The organism is Croceicoccus sediminis (assembly GCF_007570835.1).
GTDB classification, from domain to species: Bacteria; Pseudomonadota; Alphaproteobacteria; order Sphingomonadales; family Sphingomonadaceae; genus Croceicoccus; species Croceicoccus sediminis.
In genome coordinates this window covers 442786-459927 of record NZ_SUNC01000003.1, presented here as the reverse complement: position 1 = coordinate 459927, position 17142 = coordinate 442786, and the positions used below count along the sequence as shown (strand labels likewise).

12 protein-coding genes are annotated in these 17142 nt (G+C 64.3%); 5 read left to right on the top strand and 7 right to left on the bottom strand.

All coding sequences use genetic code 11. The features are described 5' to 3' along the window. The 5 genes from FAX90_RS12800 to FAX90_RS12780 all read right to left on the bottom strand — a co-directional run bounded on the left by FAX90_RS12800 (position 1) and on the right by FAX90_RS12780 (position 8280). Positions 1-3360, bottom strand: coding sequence for a hybrid sensor histidine kinase/response regulator (locus tag FAX90_RS12800; RefSeq protein WP_144097776.1), 3360 nt, complete (start codon positions 3358-3360; stop codon positions 1-3). 156 nt (positions 3361-3516) lie between these two features. After that, on the bottom strand, positions 3517-5292 hold the full coding sequence (locus FAX90_RS12795; RefSeq protein ID WP_144097775.1) for a sodium:solute symporter family protein: 1776 nt from the start codon (positions 5290-5292) through the stop codon (positions 3517-3519). Positions 5293-5302: 10 nt separating this feature from the next. Further along, positions 5303-5575 carry a DUF4212 domain-containing protein gene (locus FAX90_RS12790; protein WP_144097774.1) on the bottom strand — a complete coding sequence of 91 codons (273 nt, stop codon included), beginning with the start codon at positions 5573-5575 and terminating at the stop codon, positions 5303-5305. A 132-nt stretch (positions 5576-5707) separates the two neighbouring features. Beyond that, the gene (locus FAX90_RS12785) at positions 5708-6391 is read right to left on the bottom strand and encodes an exonuclease domain-containing protein (RefSeq protein WP_144097773.1); all 684 of its coding nucleotides are present in this window, start codon (positions 6389-6391) and stop codon (positions 5708-5710) included. Next, positions 6388-8280: a DUF294 nucleotidyltransferase-like domain-containing protein gene (locus FAX90_RS12780; protein WP_144097772.1), complete on the bottom strand. Its 1893-nt coding sequence runs from the start codon at positions 8278-8280 to the stop codon at positions 6388-6390. The genes FAX90_RS12785 and FAX90_RS12780 overlap by 4 nt, the downstream gene beginning before the upstream one ends. A 184-nt stretch (positions 8281-8464) precedes the next feature. Here FAX90_RS12780 and FAX90_RS12775 point away from each other — a divergent pair, with 184 nt between their 5' ends. The 3 genes from FAX90_RS12775 (at position 8465) to FAX90_RS12765 (ending at position 11090) form a co-directional block, all read left to right on the top strand. After that, positions 8465-8827 carry a hypothetical protein gene (locus FAX90_RS12775; protein ID WP_144097771.1) on the top strand — a complete coding sequence of 121 codons (363 nt, stop codon included), beginning with the start codon at positions 8465-8467 and terminating at the stop codon, positions 8825-8827. Between the two features lie 107 nt (positions 8828-8934). Then, positions 8935-10596 (top strand): NAD+ synthase, encoded by a 1662-nt coding sequence (locus tag FAX90_RS12770; RefSeq protein WP_144097770.1) that lies wholly within the window; start codon positions 8935-8937, stop codon positions 10594-10596. Further along, positions 10593-11090 (top strand): hypothetical protein, encoded by a 498-nt coding sequence (locus FAX90_RS12765; RefSeq protein ID WP_144097769.1) that lies wholly within the window; start codon positions 10593-10595, stop codon positions 11088-11090. The genes FAX90_RS12770 and FAX90_RS12765 overlap by 4 nt, the downstream gene beginning before the upstream one ends. A gap of 15 nt (positions 11091-11105) precedes the next feature. On the opposite strand, the gene FAX90_RS12760 is transcribed toward FAX90_RS12765, so the two are convergent. Then, positions 11106-11396 carry a hypothetical protein gene (locus FAX90_RS12760; protein ID WP_144097768.1) on the bottom strand — a complete coding sequence of 97 codons (291 nt, stop codon included), beginning with the start codon at positions 11394-11396 and terminating at the stop codon, positions 11106-11108. A gap of 252 nt (positions 11397-11648) precedes the next feature. Here FAX90_RS12760 and gltX point away from each other — a divergent pair, with 252 nt between their 5' ends. Together gltX and FAX90_RS12750 are read left to right on the top strand one after the other, a co-directional pair. Continuing rightward, positions 11649-12980 carry a glutamate--tRNA ligase gene (gene gltX / locus FAX90_RS12755; RefSeq protein ID WP_144097767.1) on the top strand — a complete coding sequence of 444 codons (1332 nt, stop codon included), beginning with the start codon at positions 11649-11651 and terminating at the stop codon, positions 12978-12980. A gap of 372 nt (positions 12981-13352) precedes the next feature. Then, complete coding sequence (locus FAX90_RS12750; RefSeq protein ID WP_144097766.1) at positions 13353-14234, top strand: OmpA family protein; 882 nt, start codon at positions 13353-13355, stop codon at positions 14232-14234. Positions 14235-14355: 121 nt separating this feature from the next. Here FAX90_RS12750 and FAX90_RS12745 read toward each other — a convergent pair whose 3' ends face one another. Further along, positions 14356-17097 carry a [protein-PII] uridylyltransferase gene (locus FAX90_RS12745; protein WP_144097765.1) on the bottom strand — a complete coding sequence of 914 codons (2742 nt, stop codon included), beginning with the start codon at positions 17095-17097 and terminating at the stop codon, positions 14356-14358. Positions 17098-17142: the final 45 nt, after the last annotated feature.

Genomic DNA, 17142 nt, shown 5'->3' with positions numbered 1-17142 from the left:
TCAGCCCGCTTCGGCCAAGCGCGCGTTGATCAGGGCGCGCAGGGCCGGGGGTGAGGGCGGCTTGATCATCCGGCTCGCCCCGATCCGCTCTGCCGCGGCCTTGGTTTCGGGGGTGTCTTCGGCGGTCAGCAGGATCGCGGGCGGGTGCACGCCCCATTTCGCGCAGAGCCGATCATAGGCAGCATCGCCGGTCAGCCCGTCGTCGAGGCGATAATCCAGCACCAGCAGATCGGGCGCGGCAGGCAGATCGATCCCTTCGGGTCCGGTCGCGGAATGGACCTCAAAACCCCACCTTTCCAAAAGTGCGGTCACCGCGCCGAGGCCGCCTGCGTCGTTGTCGATGCACACCACTTCGCGCCGGTCGGCGGCAGGGGCGGGGCTGCCCGGCTTGCTGACGGGGCGAGTGGTCTCTCCGGCCTCCACCAGCGGCAGGCGGAAGCGGAACGACGTGCCCCGGCCAACGGTAGAGCGGGTCCTGACCTCGGTGCCCAGCATGGCCGCGATCCGGCGCACGATGGCCAAGCCAAGGCCCAGCCCCTCGTCGCTCCCGCGTTCGCCCAGCCGGGTGAATTCCTCGAAAATGCGGGGCACGTCTTCTTCCGCGATGCCGCGGCCCTGGTCGGCTACGACGATCTCGGCCATGTCCCCGCGCTTGCGAGCGGCGACGAGGATGCGGCCTTCGTCGGTATAGCGCACGGCATTGGTTACGAAGTTCTGCAGAACCGACATGAACAGGCCCCTGTCGGTGCATATCCAGAGGCCCGACCGGCGTACGATCAGGCCAAGGCCCTTGGCCTCTGCCTGAAGCGCGAATTCGTTCTCGATCTCGGCGAACGCGGTGTCGAGCGAGAAGCGTTCCGGTTCCACTTGCGCCTTGCCGCCATCGAGGCGGGAGATGTCGAGCAGGGCGCGTAGCAGCCGGTCTGCCGTTTCGATCGATCGGTCGATCTGGGCCAGCAGCGTCGCCTCGTTCGCGCGCTTGGGGCCGATTTCTTCTGAAAGCGCGCTGGCGAACAGGCGGGCGGCGTTCATCGGTTGCACTAGATCGTGGCTGGCGGCGGCAAGGAAGCGGGTCTTTGACTTCGTCGCGGCCTCCAGCGCGCGGTTCGCTTCTACCAGCTGCAGCGTGCGTTCGCGCACTTTTGCTTCCAGCGCGGCCTCTGCCTCGCGGTCAGCGGTAATGTCGGTGTAGCTGGTGACATAGCCGCCACCCGGCGCGGCATTGCCGAGGATGCGCAGCACGCGCCCGTCGGGCAGTTCGCGCTCGGTCGAATGGCGGCGGCCCGCGCGCAAGTGGTGGAGCCGTTTCGATACCTCGTGCTCGACCGCGGCTTCTTCGTGGCCCAGCTGGCGCATGTTGAACCGGATCAGGTCGGCGATGGGGCGTCCCACCTCGACCAGTTCGGCAGGCAGGTCGAACATTTCGCGATAGCGGTTGTTCCACGCCACCAGCCTCTGTTCGGCGTCGACCACCGAAATGCCCTGGTCGATATTCTCGATCGCGATCTGCAAAAGGTCCGATCCGAACTGCAGGCGCTGGCTCGTTTCGTCGAACATGGCGACGACGTGTTCGATGCTGACGGGTTCGCCTTCCAGCGTGGACTGAATCAGCGCGCGTGCGGAAGAACTGCCGATGATCGAGGAGATCATGCGTTCGGACATGTCGATCAACGGGTCGTCGGGTTCGTCCGCGTCGTGATAGGGACGCGCGGTGACGAGGCGCAGGCGGTTCAGCGCATCGCGCGCCGTGCTGGCGCCCATGAACTGTTCGAGCAGCAGGCGGAAATCGGCGACGCGGGTGTTGGTGGCAATGCGCGAGCGGCCAAGGTCTGCCTCTGACTGGTCGATGAAGGCGACCGATTGCACACGGTCCAGCAAGTTGGGTTCTGCCGCGAAGCTGAAGACCACGAACAGGAGCAGGTTTGCAGATAGCGAGAGGACTACGCCCGAAACCAGCGGGTCCGATCCCAGTACGGGAGGCACGATGTGCGGGCCGAAGACCGGCATCGCCAGCAGCATCAGCCACATCGCGAAACCGCCGGTCAGCCCCGCGATCATCCCTGCCCGGTTGGCCTTGCGCCAGTAGAAGCCGAGCAGCAGTCCCGGCGCGAACTGGGCCGCTCCTGCAAAGGCGATCTCGCCAAGGCCCGCGAGCGTCGCCCCGCTGCCCACCGAGCGGTGATAGGCATAAGCGAGCGCCAGCAGCACCGCGATGACGAGGCGGCGCACGTTGATCAGCGCGTTGCCGATCATCTGGTGTTCGCCGCGGCGCCGGATCTGGCTGCGGAAGAACAGGGGCACGATCAGGTCGTTGGTAATCATGCTCGACAGCGCGATGCTGGTGACGATGATCATGCCCGTCGCCGCCGAAAAGCCGCCGATGAAGGCCAGCAGCGCCAGCCAGTCGGCCCCGAACGTCATCGGCAGCTGCAACATGTGCATGTCGGCCGGCGCGCTCGCCGGAAGCAGCGCCTTGCCCGCGATCAGCACCGGCAGGACGCAAAGCGAGACGATCACCAGGTAGGCGGGGAACAGCCAGCGTGCGGTGCCGACAAGGCGGCTTTCGCGCGCCTCGACCACGAGCATGTGGAACTGGCGCGGCAGGCACAGGACCGCCATGGCGCCAAGGAACGTCATGACGACGAACCGCGCGTCGAGCTGCGCGGTCGAGAACGTCGATTCGAGGGCCTGTGTCACGGTGCCGCCGGGCACTTGCCGCGTTAAAAGAACGAAGGCGAAGACCGCCACGGTGACCAGCGCGACGAGCTTTACCAGCGCCTCGAACGCGATGGCGATGACGACGCCGCGGTTCTGCTGTGTCAGGTCGATCCGGCCGGTGCCGAACAGCATCGCGAAAGCGGCCATCGCACCTGCCACGGTGATCGGCACTTCCTCTCCGCGCAGCAGGCCCATCAGTTCGGGCGACAGCGCGGTCATCGTCTGGCTGACCGATTTCAGCTGCAGCGCCATGTAGGGCAGGGCGCCGAACAGGGCGATGATCGTGACCATCGCGGCGACCCATGCGCTTTTGCCGTAACGGGCCGAAAGGAAGTCGGCGATGGACGTCGAATGCTGCGTCTTGCCGGTCTGCAGCACGCGGGCGACAAAGCCGCCGAAGACGGTGAACATCAGGATCGGGCCAAGGTAGATCGGCACGAACTGCCACCCGCCCGTCGCCGCCGTGCCGACCGCGCCGTAGAACGTCCAGCTGGTGCAATAGACCGCAAGGCTGAGCCCGAAGATCGTGCGTTTGTGCCGGCTTGCGAACGCGGCCATGCGGTCGTCGTCGCCCAGATGCGCGACGAGAAAGAGCAGTGCGCCGTAAAGCACCGCGAGCATGGGCATGACGAGTAGCGACATGGGCGTTCCGGCAAGTCCCCTCGATCCAGAAGAGGCGTTCTAGGATAAAGTTCGCCGCGCACAAAGCACGGGCCAATAAATAGCGGGGACGACAGCTGATGCCGCCGCCCCCGCCGAGGGACCCCCAGGAGGGGGGAGCCTTTTGGCGCAGTGCCCTTAGTGGGCGTGCGCGTCGCCTGCACCGCGCGGCACGCGGATCGATTCGACCAGGCGGCCGATCTCTGCCGGGGCCGGCGCAGTCATCTTCATGACCACGATCGCAACGATGAAGTTCAGCACCATGCCGATCACGCCAATGCCTTCGGGCGAGATGCCGAACAACCAGTTGTCGGCATTGTTCGCGGCCGGGTTCCACAGCTTGAAGTAAGCGATGTAGAGGAACGTGAAGCCAAGCCCCGTGACCATCCCCGCAATCGCGCCTTCCTTGTTCATCGTCTTGGAGAAGATGCCCATGAAGATCGCCGGGAACAGCGATGCCGCCGCCAGACCGAAGGCGAAGGCCACGACCTGCGCCACCCAGCCCGGAGGATAGATGCCGAGGATACCGGCGACCACGATGGCGCAGGTTGCCGCGACGCGAGCTGCAAGCAGCTCTCCTTTTTCCGAGATGTTCGGCTTGAAGGTTGACTTCAGGAGATCATGGCTGACCGCCGTGGAGATCACCAGCAACAGGCCCGCCGCCGTCGAGAGCGCGGCGGCAAGACCACCGGCAGCGACAAGAGCGATGACCCAGCCGGGCAGGTTCGCGATCTCAGGGTTCGCAAGAACCATGATGTCGCGGTCGACGTAGACTTCGTTGGCGCTTTCATCGTTCGGCGCGTTGGCAAGCAGACGCTCACCGTTCTGTCCGGTTTCGCCGGTATATTCGGGCGATCCGGCAAAGGCGTCGCCCGATGCGACCTGCATCACGCCATCCCCGTTCTTGTCCTGGAAGGCGATGAGGTTGTTCTTCTCCCAGTTCGTGAACCAGCCCGGAGCTTCCGAATAGGCGGTCTGGTTGACCGTATCGTTGAAGTTCAGGCGAGCGAACGCCGCGACCGCAGGGGCCGTGGTGTAAAGCAGCGCGATGAAGATCAGCGCCCAGCCAGCCGAACGACGCGCGTCCGATGCCTTGGGAACGGTGAAGAAGCGGACGATGACGTGCGGCAGGCCTGCCGTACCGATCATCAGCGCCGCGGTGATGCAGAACACGTCGATCATCGACTTCGAACTGGACGTGTATTCGGCAAAGCCCATCGCCTGAAGCGACGAATCGAGCTTCTGCAGAACGTACATCCCGGACCCGTCGTTCACCGTCGAACCCAGGCCCAGCTGCGGGATCGGGTTGCCGGTGACCAGCATCGAGATGAAGAACGCCGGGACCATGTAGGCGAAGATCAGGACGCAGTATTGCGCCACCTGAGTATAGGTGATGCCCTTCATCCCGCCCAGCACGGCATAGACGAAGACGATGCACATGCCGATGATGACGCCCAGTTCGACCGAAACGTCGAGGAAGCGGGAAAAGACGATCCCGACCCCGCGCATCTGGCCCGCGATATAAGTGAAACTGATGAAGATCAGGCAGATCACCGCCACCGTGCGCGCGACCTTGGAATAATAGCGTGTGCCGATGAAGTCGGGCACCGTGAACTGGCCGAACTTGCGCAGGTAGGGCGCAAGCAAGAGTGCCAGCATCACGTAGCCGCCCGTCCAGCCCATGAGATAGACCGAACCGTCATAGCCCATGAAGGCGATGAGACCGGCCATCGAAATGAACGAGGCCGCGCTCATCCAGTCGGCCGCCGTTGCCATGCCGTTTACGATCGGATGGACACCGCCGCCGGCCACGTAGAATTCCTTCGTCGAACCGGCCCGCGTCCAGATGGCGATGCCGATGTACAGCGCGAAGCTGATGCCGACGAAGAGATAGATCAGGTTTTGTGTAGACATCTGCCCCTCCTCAATCGTCGAGATCGAATTGGCGTTCGATCTTCTTCATCTTCCATGCGTAGTAGAAGATCAGCACGACGAAGACGTAGATCGAACCCTGTTGCGCAAACCAGAAACCGAGCGGGAAACCGCCGATCATGAACTGGTCGAGAAAATCGCGCAGCAGGATGCCGAAGCCGAACGACACGATGAACCAGATGGACATCAGTGTGATGAGCAGGCGGATATTCTTTTTCCAGTACGCCCCCGCCGATGCGGACGTATCGGGTTGTTCTTCGGACATGGCGTCCTCCCCTCTTGTGGTCGTTGCAAGACCGCAAAACCGTCTATGCGGACGATCAAACGTTACAGAGGGGCGGCCAAGCGCACACGCGCGACATTAGTCGTATGGGTGTTGAAGCAGGCGGCAGGCGCCCTATCGGCGCAGGATATCGCCCAAAGTCGGGCCGCTGTTGCGCAGCGCAAGCTGGGCGATCAGCAATTCGCCGCAGGCCAGCGCGTCGATTAGCCCGTCGTGCCCGCGATAGGCCGGAAGCCCGTATTGCGCGCGCAGCTTGGCAAGGCGAAGGCCGTCCGCCGCGCGGGGGCGAGGGAACCAGCGGTTTTCAAGCGCCATCGTGCACACGAAGGGGGCGATGAAAGGCGTGCCGTAGACCCGCCTGCACGCGGCATCGAGAAAGCCGGTCTCGATCTCGGCAAAATGGGCGACGAGCACCTTTCCCGCAAGGAGCGGCAGAAGCTCTGCAAGTGCCGCTTCCTCGTCCAGCGCGTCCTTCAACGCCTCGTCGGTGATGCGGTGGATGACGACACTTGCCTCCGACAAGGCGGCGGGCGGGCGGATGCGGATGCGTTTCCCGGTCCCGGCGAAGATCCGGTCGTGGCGCATCGAAACGAACCCGGCCTCAAGCAACGCGCTGTGATCGAAATCCAGCCCGTCAGTTTCGAGGTCGATCGCGATCAGGTCGAGGTCTTCGACCGGCGTCGCGAAGGCGGGGTGGCCCGCATCGTAGAAATCGCGCAGCGGACCTTCGGGCGCGGCCCGGCGCGCGGCTTCGAACCGCCGGGAAAAGCGCCAGGCACCAAAAGGCGGCACCATCATGTCACTCCGCCCGCGAACTGGCTGCGCAGCTTGTCCAGCTGGTCGCGGATCAGCCGAAAGGCGTCGCGCAGATGCTCCCGGTCAAAGCGAGAGAGGATGGCCGGATCGAGCTTGTTCGACGGGGCCTCGCCGCGGGCGATCTGCTCCGCCTGATGGCGAAAGCGCACGTCGCGCACGAATTCGAAGCAGGCGGCAAGATCGCGGGCGGCATCGCGCGACATCGATTCGCAGGCCGCGGCGCCCGCCAGACGCTCTGCCGTATTGGTGGCGACCAGCTTTCTGGCCAGTGCGTGGGTGCGGGCAATGTCGACGATGGGTGCGATGGCCTGAGTCTTGAGGTCCAGAACCCGGCCTTCGTCGGCATCGTCCTGAAGCAGGAAGTTGCGGAAAAAACCCAGCGGCACACGTGTCGTCGCGGCGGCGCGGGCGATGAAGGACAGGAATATCCCGTTTTTTGCAGCAGCGGCGAAGACTTCGCGCCGCAGCCCGTCGACCAGCGATTTTTCGCCAGACAAGGCGCGCATGTCGAAGAATATCGTGCTCTCCAGCACCGCTTGCGGGTTGGGGCTTTCGATCCAGCCACGAAAGATCGTGGCCCATTCGTCGGCGGTGCGGCGATAGGTCGGATTGGTCGCCATGATGTTGCCGGGGCAATAGCGATAGCCCGCCGCGTTCAGCCCGTCGCACAAGTGGCGTGCCAGTTCGGCGAAATAGGCGTCATGCCGCGCAGAATCGTATCCCTCGCCAAGGATGAATCCATTGTCCTGGTCCGACCCCAGCGCCTGTTCCGACCGGGCGAGCGAGCCAAAGCAGACCAGCGCATAAGGAACTGGCGGCGGGCCCAGTTTTTCCTCGCCCAGCTCCAGAATTCGGCAATGTGCCCCTTCGCCGATGGTCGACACATAGCGCGAGACATGGTCGGCATCGACGCCTGCCGCGACAAGGCCCGTCAGCGCCTGCGGAAGCTGCGATGTGGCATCGGCGACCTGTCCCGAATTCGCGGCGGCCGAAATGGCCTTGGCAATGTGCAGCGCGTTCGATCCCAGCCGGGACAGGATGTCGTTGGACGAGACGATCGCCACCACGTCGCCTGCCGGGTCGAGGATCGGCAGGTGGTGGATCTGCCGTTCGGCCATGGTGATCAGCGCGGTGAGGATCGGCGTATCGGGAGAGGCGGTAACCGGATCGGCGGTCATGATAGCGCTCAACGGGCTCGACAGGTCCAGCCCGGCGCCCAGCACGCGGCGGCGCAAGTCCTTGTCGGTGACGATCCCCACCAGCCTGCCGCCCGCACAGATCGGCAGGGTGGATACGTCCTCCTGCGTCATCAGCGTCGCCGCCTGCGACACCGTCATCGCCGGATCGCCGGTGACGATGCCGGTGCGGCGCACCAGCGATCCGATCGCGGCATGGGCACCCAGCGTGTCCGCCGATCCTTCGCGGCCCATGCCGGTCTGTCGCATCCGGTCCACCGCGCGGCGCAGGCGGGCGGCTTCGTCCACTTCGAAAAAGGCGCGGAATTCGGGGTGCCCGCTTACCGTGGCAAGAAACGCGGGCTTGGCGATGCGGTAGACCAGCGAATCTTCCAGCGCGACCGCCTCGTTCTGGGCCGAACCGTTGCGAAGCAGGGAGGGGTATCCGAAGCATCCGCCTTCGCCCAGCCGGGCGTTGAGATCACTGCCGCCCAGCCGCAGTTCCACGGCACCCGAACGGACGACCGAAAACCACGCGTTTTCTTCGCCCGCCGTCGTGATCGTCGTCCCGCGCCGGTAGTATCGCACCTCCAGCGCGCGGATCAGCGCGGCCAGTTCCGCATTCGACAGGCCGCCGAAGGGCGGGTGCTGCCGAAGGAATTCGGCGATTTCCAGGGTTTCGGGCGCATCATCCATGGCTTGTCGGGCAATGTTACTCCTCGGCAAGGCCCGGTGCCACTGCGACTTAGGTCGAGAGCGGGGCGGGCCGTGACAATGTCGGAGAGAAATTGTGCACCTGCTCAAAATCCCTCGCTTTTGTGTAAATTACCTATATCACCCGCGCAGCGTAGGGTTTCAGGGGCTTTCAGGGGGTTTTCGATTGGCTTACGAGCGCCTTTCCGCGCACGATGTCCGCGCCGGTGAACGGTGGCGCGGTATGGCGTTCGGGCGCATCCAGTCCGGTCCCTTTGCCGGGCGGGTGATCTCCGTCGTCGAATTTTCCGAAACCGGCTGCCGCATCCGCGACCACGAAATGACGTGCGAGCCGGGTGATGTCTTTCACCTCATGCTCGAAGACGTCGGGCCGATGGTGGCCGACGTGCGCTGGAAGAACGGGGCCTTCTTCGGTGTCTCGTTCCGCGTGCCCCTGCGCACGGTCGTACTCAATCATTTGCGCGACGAAACCAGCAAGCCCTTGCAGGACCGGATGGCGCGCCTGATGGACCGCGGGCCGAAGCTTTAGGGCACCGCGACGATCCCCCCTGTTGCAACCGCGAGATTTGCGCTAGCCCGATGGACGAAACCAATGGCCGGCCATAGCGCCCAGCAACGGAAATCGTTCGCCTTTCCATGACCGAAACGCTCGCAATCACGCTTGTCCAGTGCAACCAGCTGGTCGGGGACATCACTGCCAACGCCGATGCCATGCTGGCCGCGCGCGAACGGGCGGCCCGGATGGAAAGCGATCTCGTCGTCTTTCCCGAAATGAACCTCATCGGCTATCCGCCCGAAGATCTGGTCCAGAAGCCCGCCCTGATCGAACGCGCGGCAGCGGAACTGGAGCGGCTGGCCAAGGCGACGGAGAAAGACGGGCCGGCCATGCTGGTCGGGTCGGTCTTCGTGCGCGACGGCGCGCTGCACAACGGGGTCGCGCTGCTCGACGGGGGGCGCATCACCGCGACGCGGTTCAAGCACGAACTTCCCAATTACGGCACATTCGACGAGGCGCGCCTGTTCAGCCCCGGCGACTTGCCCGATCCGGTCCTGTTCCGCGGCGTCATGCTGGGCCTGCCGATCTGCGAGGATATCTGGCACCCGGCCGTTTGCCGCCATCTTGCCGAACAGGGTGCGCAGATCTTCGTGTGCGTCAACGGCAGCCCCTACGAGATCGAGAAGGACGTGCTTCGCATCGAGGGCGTGGCCAAGCGCCGCGCGATCGATACCGGCGTGCCGATGGCCTACCTGAACCGCGTGGGCGGGCAGGACGAACTGGCGTTCGACGGGGCGAGCTTCGTCATCAACGGCGACGGTACGCTTGCCGCCCAGCTTCCCGACTGGGAAGAGGTCGAGGTCACGACCCGCTGGATCAAAGGCAAGAACGGCTGGTCCTGCGTGCCGGGCGCGCTGCACCGACTGGCCGACCATCCCGAGGACATTTATTGCGCGATGGTCGTGGGCCTTCGCGACTATGTCGACAAGAACGGCTTTCCCGGCATCGTGCTGGGCCTGTCGGGCGGGATCGACAGCGCGATCTGCGCCGCGATCGCCGCCGATGCGCTTGGGCCGGACCGGGTCTGGTGCGTCATGCTGCCCAGCCGCTTCACCAGCCAGGAAAGCCTGGACGATGCCGCCGAATGCGCGCGGATGATCGGGTGCCGGTTGTCCACCATCCCGATCCAGCCCGCCGTCGCCGGTTTCGACGAAATGCTGGCCGACGATTTTGCCGACATGAACGTCGACATCACCGAAGAGAACATCCAGTCGCGCATTCGCGGCGTGACGCTGATGGCGTTGTCGAACAAGTTCGGCCCGATGCTGGTCACCACCGGCAACAAGAGCGAGATGAGCGTCGGCTATGCCACGATCTATGGCGACATGTCGGGCGGCTACAATCCGCTGAAGGATGCATACAAGACGACGGTGTTCCGCGTTTCGGAATGGCGCAACCATCACAAGCCGAAGATCGGCCTGGGCCCTGCCGGGCCGGTCATCCCGCAGAACATCATCGACAAGCCGCCCAGCGCGGAACTGCGCCCCGATCAGAAGGACAGCGATTCGCTGCCGCCATACGACGTGCTCGACGGAATCCTGCTGGGACTGGTGGAGCATGAAAAGAGTGTCGACCAGCTGGTCGGCGAGGGGTTCGACCGCGACACCGTGATCCGCATCGAACGCCTGCTCCACGTCGCCGAATACAAGCGGCGGCAGGCCCCGCCGGGCGTAAAGCTGGGCGCGCGCAATTTCGGGCGCGACCGGCGCTATCCGATCACGCACCGGTTCCGTTCGGCGTGAGGGCGCTCGCCGCCTTAGCTTGCGCGGCGCTGGCCGCCTGCGGGCCTGCGCTGCCCGAACCGGAAGAGCGTGAGCATCCGATGAGCGATCCGCGCGCCGCAGCCGAAGGCCGCATCATTGACGAGTTTCCCGAGCCTGCCGACCCCTGGCCCGAAACCATTCGCGGCCAATGGCGACTGGCCGGGGTGGACGGCCAGCCGTTCGATGCCGACTATGGCGTGGCCATTTCGATCGGGCAGGACCGGATCGAATTCGACAACTGTCAACAGATCGCGTGGAATTACACTTACGAAGCGGGCAAGATCACGACGCAGCGCACGCCCGCGATCACCATCGATATTGCGCCCAAACCGCTGCCCTGCACCGCGCCCCTGCCGCCCGAACTGGCCGGCATGGTCACGGCCATCGACGCGGCAAGCGAAGCGCAGCGGACGCCGGAAAAAGGCGTTCGACTATCGGGCGGCTCTCATTCGGTGACGTTGTTCAGCCAGTAAGCGGGCCGTGTTTCGTCAGTGCCGCAAGGCGGCGCGCGGCGTGATGGCTTCGGAAAAATCGGACAGTTCCGGGTGGCCCTCCCACGACAGGGGAATGGCGCGTTTGCGGCGCATGTCGTCGTCCAGCGTATAAAGCTTGGCCAGGACGCTGCGGGCGGACCAGATGTGTTCGGGCCGGCAACTGGTGATGCGGGTGGTGACGTGCGATTCGTCGCAAGTCGCGCATTGGTATCCTTCGCGGACATATTCGAACGGAATTGAGCCGGTATCGTAATTCGCAACGAATGCCTGCGAAGGATCGCTCATGATCCGTTTCGCCTGGCCCCACGTCCTGCAGCGGGGGCACCACCGGACCTGTGTCGTTCCAACCATCCGCACCTCTTGTTTTTATGTTTCTTTTATTGTGTCCGAGGCAGGTGTCCGGCCTGCCCTGTAGGGCATTATGCTGCGCAGCATGGTCCCCGGCAAGTCTCATTAATGCAGAATTAACCATGCGCCCCGCGACCGTCCGGCAAATCGGCCCTTTTCCCTCCGGTTTCCGGCACTATAGCGGGCGGCATGACGATTACGCGCTTCGCTCCTTCGCCCACCGGGCTTCTTCACGTCGGCAACATTCGTACGGCGCTGCACAACTTCCTGCTGGCCAAGGCCGCCGGGGGGCGTTTCCTGTTGCGGATCGACGATACCGATGCCGAACGATCGAAAGAGGAATATGTGGATGCGATCCGCAAGGACCTGGCCTGGCTGGGCCTGACCGTCGATGGCGAGGAACGCCAGTCGCAGCGACTGACTGTCTACGAGGAGGCGTTCGAAAAGCTGAAGGCGTCGGGCCGCGTCTATCGCTGCTATGAAACGTCGCAGGAACTGGAACTGCGCCGCAAGGTGCTGCTGGGCCGGGGTCTGCCGCCGATCTACGACCGTGCGGCGCTGAACCTGACCGAGGCGGACCATGCCGCGAAAGAGGCCGAAGGCATCGCTCCGCACTGGCGCTTCCTGATCGACCGCGACCAAGAGATCGCATGGGACGACGGCATTCGTGGGCCGGTCAGGTTCGAGGGCGACCGGCTGTCCGACCCGGTGATCCGCCGCGCCGACGGATCGTGGCTCTACATGCTGCCCAGCGCGGTGGACGACATCGCTATGGGCGTGACCGATGTTCTGCGCGGGGAGGATCACGTTTCGAACACCGCGGTCCAGGTGCAGATGTTCACCGCGCTTGGCGCGACACCGCCGCGTTTCGCGCACGAGGCGCTGCTGACCGGGAGCGAGGGCAAGCTGTCGAAGCGGCTGGGGTCGATGGGCGTCGAGCATTTTCGCGAACAGGGGCTGGAGCCGATGGCGATCAACTCGCTGCTCGCCCGCATCGGCACGTCGCAGCCGATCGTGGCCGAACCGTCGATGGAGGCGCTGGCCGCCGGGTTCGACCTCGCCACTTTCGGACGCGCGCCCGCGCGTTTCGACGAAGCGGAACTGTTGCGGCTCAATGCCCAGATCGTGCACGGCATGGATTATGCGCAGGTCGCGGGACTTCTGCCCGAAGGCATGGACGAGGCCGCGTGGCTGGCCGTGCGCCCGAACCTTGAGAAGGCGAGCGAGGCGCACGAATGGTGGCAGGTCATCGCAGGCGACGTGACGCGCCCCGATATGCCCGACGATGACCGCGCCTTCATCGCCATGGCCGCCGATGCCGCCGAGGCGATGGCATGGGACGATGCGGCGTGGAAGACGCTGACCCAGAACCTGAAGGACGCGACAGGCCGCAAGGGCAAGGCCCTGTTCCTGCCCCTGCGCCAGGCGTTGACCGGCATGGACCACGGGCCGGACATGAACACGCTGCTGCCGCTGATCGGCAAGAATCGCGCCGTGGCAAGGCTGCGCGCCGCCGCGTGAAGGCGAGTGCATGAGCGCTTGCGAATCCCCATGCGATAAAGGCAGCCGATCGGTCACCTGACACCTGCGCCGGGCGGAGAATGTGGCAATCGCTTCGCGGAAAATGGCTTTTTTGTGGCGACAGGATTAACGGTTCGTCGCACAATGGGCTCCCGTCGGCAGCACAGTGCCGCACCTAACGGTTATTGTTAATGTGCCAGCAAGGGCGGGGTGAACAACGACATTTTCGCGTTCATGCGTGGCCTTTCGCCGCGCGTTTTTTCGAAGAGGGGTTAAAATTTTTCGGCAGCCCGACAGGCCATCAGGGGGACGGCGGCTTCATGTCACCGTGCAGATGCGAGGGTCGGGCCGAGCAATTTTAGGAGTATGATGATGAAAACCGTTTCCAAGACTTCGAAGGCCCTGCTGCTTGCAGCCACGCTGGCCGTCCCGGCCACCGGCGCATTTGCACAGCAGGTCACCGATTCGTCGGCGAATGGCGTCCTTGCGACCGTTAATGCCGATCGCCTTCCCAGCCGCGCCGAAATGACCGAAGGTCCCGAGGTCGAAGGCATCATTTCCGCCCGTTCGGGCGACCGCATGCAGGTGACCGCATCGGACGGCACCCGCACCGTCATCACCATCGACGATGAAACCGAGATCAAGAGCAAGGGCGGCTTCCTTGGCCTGTCGAGCAAGGAACGTGCGGCCTCGTCGCTGTTCAACGGCCTGCCGGTCAAGGTGAAGACCATGCAGTACGCCAACGTGCTGGTTGCCGACGAAATTCGTTTCAGCAACGACGATCTTGAAACCGCGGCGATGATTTTCAACGGCACCGACCAGCGTTTTGCCCAGAACGAAGCCGCCACCGAGGCCCTGCGCGGCCGCATGGGCGACATCGACAAGTACAACATCAAGTCGACGACCAACGTTTATTTCGACACCGGCCGCTGGAACCTGTCGCCCGAAGCCGAGGCAGAGCTGTGCACCGCTGCTTCGCAGGCCGAGAGCATGGACAATGCCCTGCTGCTCGTCGTCGGTTACACCGATGCCGACGGTAGCCAGGACTACAACCAGGAGCTGAGCGAGAAGCGTGCCGGCCGCGTCGTCAACTACCTGCAGCAGGCCTGCGGCTGGAAGCCGTACCGCATGCTGACGCCGACCGGTATGTCCGAAGCCGATCCGGCCGCCGACAACGAGACTGAGTACGGCAAGGCACAGAACCGCCGCGTCGCGGTGAACGTGCTGGTCAGCAAGGGTCTCGACGGCCTTTGATCGTGACCGGGGCGGGCCACGGGCCTGCCCCGCGCCATGACGCCAACATATGAACGGGGCGGGATGTGACAGGAATTGCCTGTCCGTCCCGCCCCGTTTTCGTGTGTGCGTCAGGCGGCAATCAGGCCGCCGCTTCCTCCGTCGCTTCGACCGCTTCGAGTAGTTTCTTCTCAAGCGACTTCAGGCGGGCTTCGCTGGTGATCTTGTCTCCGATCAGATCGGTAACGTAGAACGTGTCGGCCGCCCGCTCGCCATAATTGGTGACATGGGCCGAATTCACGATCGTCTTCGCCTCGAACAGGGCGCGTGACAGGCGGTTCAACAGGGCCGGGCGGTCGCGCGCGTTCACTTCGACGACCGTGAACTTGTTCGATGCATCGTTGTCGAAATTGACGCGCGGGCGCACGTCGAAGGCATGGGCGCGGCTGCGCGCGGTGGGGCGGGCGGCCAGTTGCGGCACCAGCTTCACCTTGTTCGCCAGGGCATCCTCGATCCCCTTGACCAGCCGCTGCATCTGGTTGTCTTCCATGAAGGGGCGGCCCAGCGGGTCCTGCACCAGGAAGTTGTCGACGGCCAGGCCATTGCGTGTCGTGTGGATGCGTGCGTCGATGATGTTGCCGCCCGCCAAGTGGATCGCGCCGCAGATGCGCGAAAACAGTCCGGGGTGGTCGGCGGACATCGCGGTGACCAGCGTTGCGCCGCGCGCGGCGTAGTACTGCGTGTCGATCGACAGGGGCTGTTTGCCCATCGCGTCCATCTGGCGCAGGTTCGAGGCGATGACGTCCTCGGCCTCCGCGATCCAGTAGGACGGCTGCATCTTCTTGCCGAATTTCTCCACCAGCGCGCCGCCGTCTTCGAGAATGTCGGTGACGAGCTGTTTCTTCATCTCGATCCGAGTATCGCGCCCGTGGACCTTGTGGCCGAGGCGAATGCGTTCTTCCGCCGCGAAGTAGAGATCGGACAGCAATTGCCCCTTCCAGCTGTTCCACGTGCCGGGGCCAACCGCACCGATGTCGACCACGGTCAGGATCAGCAGCTGGCGCAGCCGTTCGAGCGACTGAACCACTTCGACGAAATCGATGATCGTCTTGTGGTCGGCCAGGTCGCGCTTGAACGCGGTCGCGCTCATCAGGAGGTGATGGCGGACCAGCCAGGCGACCAGTTCGGTCTCGGTCTCGTCCAGCCCCAGACGCGGGCAGACCTTTTCGGCCAGCTCCGCGCCCAGGACCGAATGATCGCCCCCACGGCCCTTGGCGATGTCGTGCATCAGCGTCGCGACATAGAGCGCGCGGCGATGCTTCAGTTTGGGCAGCAGCTGCGTCGACAGGGGATGGGTGTCATTCATCTCCCCGCTCTCGATCCGGGCGAGGGTGCCGATGGCGCGGATCGTGTGCTCGTCCACCGTATAGTGGTGGTACATATCGAACTGCATCTGCGCGACGACGCGCCCGAATTCGGGCATGATCCGGCCGAACACGCCCGCCTCGTTCATCCAGCGAAGGGCCAGTTCGGGATTGTCGTGGCTGGCCAGCAGGTCGAGGAACAGGGCATTGGCCTTGGCATCGTTGCGAACCGCCTTGTCGATCAGCACGGCGTCGCGGTCGGCGGCGCGCAACGCCTCGGGGTGGACCTCGACCCCTTCCTGGTTGGCGAGGGTGAAGATTTCGACCATCCGCTTCGGGTCCTTCTGGAAGAAGGTGTCGCTGGGGATATTGATCCGCCCGCCCGAAATCTCGAACCCCTTGATCGTACGCTTCCGCTCTCGCAGGCGTGACAGGATGTTGCGGCTGGCCCGCTTGGCGAACTGCTCGTCCAGCTGGGCCAGGAACACGCCGGTCAACGATCCGACACGTTTGGCCTGGAGGAAGTAGAACCGCATGAAGCGTTCCACCGCGCTCTTGCCCGGACGGTCGACGAAATTCATCCGTTCGGACACTTCGCGCTGAAGGTCGAAGGTCAGGCGGTCTTCCTCGCGCCCGGTGATCATGTGCATGTGGCACCGGACGGCGAGGAAGAAGTTCTCCGCCCGGCGAAACGCGCGGTATTCCGATTGCGACAACAGCCCCGCGCCGACCAGTTCCGACGCGCTTTGCACGCGGTGGATGTACTTGCCGATCCAGTAGAGCGTGTGCAGGTCGCGCAGGCCGCCCTTGCCTTCCTTCACGTTGGGTTCGACGACATAGCGCGAATCGCCCATGCGCTTGTGGCGCGCGTCGCGTTCCTCCAGCTTGTCGGCGACGAACTGGCGCTCAGTGCCCTTGACCACTTCTTTCCAGAACCGGTCCCGCGCTTCGTCGTAAAGGTCTTGGTCGCCCCACAGGAAGCGCGATTCCAGAAGGGCGGTGCGGATGGTCAGGTCCTGTTTCGCCATGCGGACCATGTCATCCAGCGTGCGGCTGGAATGGCCGACTTTGAGGCCCAGGTCCCACAGGTAATACAGCATCGCCTCGGCCACCTGTTCGCACCAGGCGGTGTTCTTCATGGGCGTGATGAACCCGATGTCGACGTCGGACTGCGGCGCCATTTCGCCGCGCCCGTATCCGCCGACCGCCACGATCGACAGGCGCTCCCCGCTCGACCGGTTGGCCAGCGGATAGACGTGGGTGATCACGTGGTCGTGAATGATGCGAATCAACTGGTCGATCAGGAAGGACTGCGCCGCGGCCGCCTTGTGCCCGGCAGCGGGCTCTTCCATCAGGCGATCGGCGATTTCCTCGCGGCCCTTGTCGAGCGCGCCGCGCAGCAGCTTCACGATCGGCTTGCGGTCGAACGTGTCCATGCCCTCGACAAGTTCGTCGAGCCTGGCGACGACCTTGCGGCGATCGATGATGGCACGCTGGTTCGGGATGCGCGGTGCGGCCAAGTCTGTTCCTTCCTTCACGCGCGGCCAACCCGCGCGTCTGTTCCT

What these genes read in the sequence shown, in the direction of transcription:
- FAX90_RS12800 (WP_144097776.1), bottom strand. Translation starts at nt 3,360, where the DNA reads ATGTCGCTACTCGTCATGCCCATGCTCGCGGTGCTTTACGGCGCACTG.
- FAX90_RS12795 (WP_144097775.1), bottom strand. Translation starts at nt 5,292, where the DNA reads ATGTCTACACAAAACCTGATCTATCTCTTCGTCGGCATCAGCTTCGCG.
- FAX90_RS12790 (WP_144097774.1), bottom strand. Translation starts at nt 5,575, where the DNA reads ATGTCCGAAGAACAACCCGATACGTCCGCATCGGCGGGGGCGTACTGG.
- FAX90_RS12785 (WP_144097773.1), bottom strand. Translation starts at nt 6,391, where the DNA reads ATGATGGTGCCGCCTTTTGGTGCCTGGCGCTTTTCCCGGCGGTTCGAA.
- FAX90_RS12780 (WP_144097772.1), bottom strand. Translation starts at nt 8,280, where the DNA reads ATGGATGATGCGCCCGAAACCCTGGAAATCGCCGAATTCCTTCGGCAG.
- FAX90_RS12770 (WP_144097770.1), top strand. Translation starts at nt 8,935, where the DNA reads ATGACCGAAACGCTCGCAATCACGCTTGTCCAGTGCAACCAGCTGGTC.
- FAX90_RS12760 (WP_144097768.1), bottom strand. Translation starts at nt 11,396, where the DNA reads ATGAGCGATCCTTCGCAGGCATTCGTTGCGAATTACGATACCGGCTCA.
- gltX (WP_144097767.1), top strand. Translation starts at nt 11,649, where the DNA reads ATGACGATTACGCGCTTCGCTCCTTCGCCCACCGGGCTTCTTCACGTC.
- FAX90_RS12750 (WP_144097766.1), top strand. Translation starts at nt 13,353, where the DNA reads ATGAAAACCGTTTCCAAGACTTCGAAGGCCCTGCTGCTTGCAGCCACG.